Genomic DNA, 2,685 nt, shown 5'->3' with positions numbered 1-2,685 from the left:
GGAACTTCGCAAATCCGCATTTCTGCGAACCGAAGTTTCAGAAGGTCAGCCCCAACCGAATCCGGCGCGCTAAAAGCGGGCCGTTTTAGGCTGTTATCAGTGGGGTTTGGCCGCTATTTTTCCGCTTCAGCGGCGGCGACTCAGAAAACAATACACGCCCGACAGACCTCCCGCAAATCCGGCCATCGTGCACCGCCAAGGCCCCCGAATCCCTGCAAACACAAGGGATTCCGGGCACTTACGTACCTGCGCTCCCACTCAACAGCCAACACGTGATGCTATGGAGTGGCTCACACTGCAGGGGCATGACAGGCTACCCGGAAAATCAGGGTGAAGTCGGCAGACCGGGGTGCCAACCGGTAGCGGTCCAGAACCCCAGGACCGCAGGCACCCGTCCCCACACCCCGCAGCGCGTGGTCCAAGTACACGTAGGGCCGCGCGTCCGGAACCAGGTCGGGACGGTGCGTAGCGGCGTCGAGGACCGCCATGCTGTAGGGGCGGACGGTGAGCGCAAAGGGAGCCCCCGAGATATCGAGCACCCTGTCACCGACTGAGAGGGTGGCGGCGTGGACGCCGCACCACCTGCGTCCGAAGAGCCAGGGACTCAGCGTCGCTGGTCCACGTTTGGTCAACCAGAACGCCGAATTGCTTGTCTGCAGCACCCGAGCGTGTCCGCACAGTAAGCCGTTCGCCGCCGTCAGCCGCAGGCTCCGCACTGATGCCTAACAGCCGTGCATGCAGCCGGTTCAGTCCTGCATCACGCCACTGCATGGCGGGCGGACGCCGGTCCTCCCCTCCCCAGCCCCTTCCAAGGTCGTTGTCCGTCGGCGCTCACCACAACACCAGACCCGCTTTCTCTACGGGAATGCCATCGATCGAGGCAGGCACCCCCGTGGCGCGGCTGAACACCGCAGGTCCAAGGATGAGTTGGTTTGCAGCAACGTCGACCGAAGCAGTGGCCGGCACCGGCGGAGCGGCGGCACCAGCCCGTACCGCCTGGCCTCACGCGATTTCGTGCCCTGCGGCAGCCCAGGCGGAACCATGGGCCAGCACGGCGCTGACGGTAAGGACAGCGGCCCGGTCGCCCAGCTGGGCAGCCAGCGCGGAAACGTCCGCGGGCAGCGGCACCACTGCCTCGGACTGAGGCAGCAACGGCGGAACCGCCACCGATCCGCCGTCGAGCCTGCCGCCGTCGGCCTCCACCACGTAATGGAACTCAAGGGCGGAAGTGTCAGCAAAGTCATAACCGTTCCGGAGCGTGAAGCCGGACCAATCCTCAGCCACCTCGATCCGGAGCGGTTCAACAACCTTCTTGAAGTCCAACAGGCCGGGCCGGGGCTTGCGGTTCGCATCCACCAGCCCGTCGGTGACGAAGTTGCCATCGTGAACCTCCTCACCAAAGTCGCCGCCGTAGGCAAAATACTCGCCGCCTGAGGACGAAACGGAGATGCCGTGCTCCAGCCACTCCCAGACAAAACCACCCATGAGGCGGGGGTACCGGTCAAAGAGCTCCTGGTATTCGCTCAGCCCGCCGGGCCCGTTGCCCATGGCGTGCACATACTCGCAGAGCACAAAGGGCATTGCCCTGCGGCGGGCATCCAGGACCGCGGAACTGCCACTCCCCGTTCAACGATAGCCGCGGAGCGTCACTGGAAAGGTAAGCCCGGGGCGGGAGGGTGCCGCGGCCGGGGCCGATGGACGCAAGTTCCTGTACGCCCTCCATTCCGAGTTCAAGGCTGTTCTTTGCCATGGTGCCGGCGGTTGCAGCAGCGGTTACGGCTGCCGCGGAGGGGGACTGGACTGACATGGATGATACTTGCAGAGGCACGAGGGGGAACGGGTTACGTGAACGTTCACGATTTCACTTGCCTAACTTTTGCAGCAGCCTTTGAGTAGGGGGTCAGGCAGATTGGCGGACGACCAGCTGATGCTGAAGGGTCAATCTGGCGTCAGTATTGTCCGGCTCTACGGCTCCGGCAAGCAGCCCGTCCAAAAGGCCGACGGCGGCACGCCTCACCGTGCGGAGGCCCAGCGCGAGCGTGGTCAGTTCGGGCGTTACGAGTTCGCCCAGCGGGATGCCGTCTATGCCGATCACCGCACAATCTTCCGGGACGGCTCTTCCCAGGTCCCAGAGCGCTTTGAGCGAACCGGCGGCCATAAGGTCGTTGAACGCGAACAACCCGTCGATGTCTTTTGGCCCATCCAGCAGAACCTTGGTTGCCTCCCTGGCAGCATCTGCGGATGGAGCAGCGTGGATGTGCGTCAGCTGGATATTGAGCTCCGAGGCCACCGCGGCCACGGCATTGCCTCGGCTCACGGCCGGGCCTCCCTGGTCCGAGTCAAGGAACGCGATCCTCGTCCGACCCGTGGAGCGAAGGTGCTGGAGGGCGAGCCGGGCTGCGTGGGGGGTAGTCGAAGGCGATGCTGCCAGCCGAACGAATGTCCGGATAGTCGAGACCCACCACTGGTTTCCTGCCCATGAGCGCCTGCGCCTTGTCCGCATGCCCGCCAAGGTACCCGAGGAGGGCGTCAACCTGTGGCGTCAGCCGTTCCACGGCGTCCAGCCCGCTGGCACTGCCTGGACGCAAACGCCGGAAAGTAGGGGTTTGTGAGTGAGATCGGGATTGGCAAGGCCTACCGATATGCGGACTCCCTCCAGACCCGCTGCCGTCGCCCACCGGAACC

General features: G+C 64.6%; 4 protein-coding genes. All 4 read right to left on the bottom strand.

Annotation, left to right across the window (positions count from 1 at the left end; translation table 11 throughout):
• Positions 1-290 precede the first annotated feature (290 nt).
• Entirely contained in the window at positions 291-632 is a 342-nt protein-coding gene (locus tag FDW83_RS19645; protein WP_240721064.1) for a hypothetical protein, read from the bottom strand.
• Positions 633-1,002: 370 nt separating this feature from the next.
• Entirely contained in the window at positions 1,003-1,548 is a 546-nt protein-coding gene (locus FDW83_RS19640; RefSeq protein WP_240721063.1) for a glycoside hydrolase family 2 TIM barrel-domain containing protein, read from the bottom strand.
• A gap of 352 nt (positions 1,549-1,900) precedes the next feature.
• Entirely contained in the window at positions 1,901-2,353 is a 453-nt protein-coding gene (locus FDW83_RS19635; RefSeq protein ID WP_240721065.1) for a substrate-binding domain-containing protein, read from the bottom strand.
• Positions 2,340-2,588, bottom strand: coding sequence for a hypothetical protein (locus tag FDW83_RS19630; protein WP_240721066.1), 249 nt, complete (start codon positions 2,586-2,588; stop codon positions 2,340-2,342). The genes FDW83_RS19635 and FDW83_RS19630 overlap by 14 nt, the downstream gene beginning before the upstream one ends.
• Positions 2,589-2,685 lie beyond the last annotated feature (97 nt).

This window comes from Pseudarthrobacter sp. NamE2 (assembly GCF_005796205.1).
GTDB lineage: Bacteria > Actinomycetota > Actinomycetes > Actinomycetales > Micrococcaceae > Arthrobacter.
Note: the sequence above shows the minus strand (reverse complement) of the source record. Positions and strands in the feature narration are given on the sequence as shown.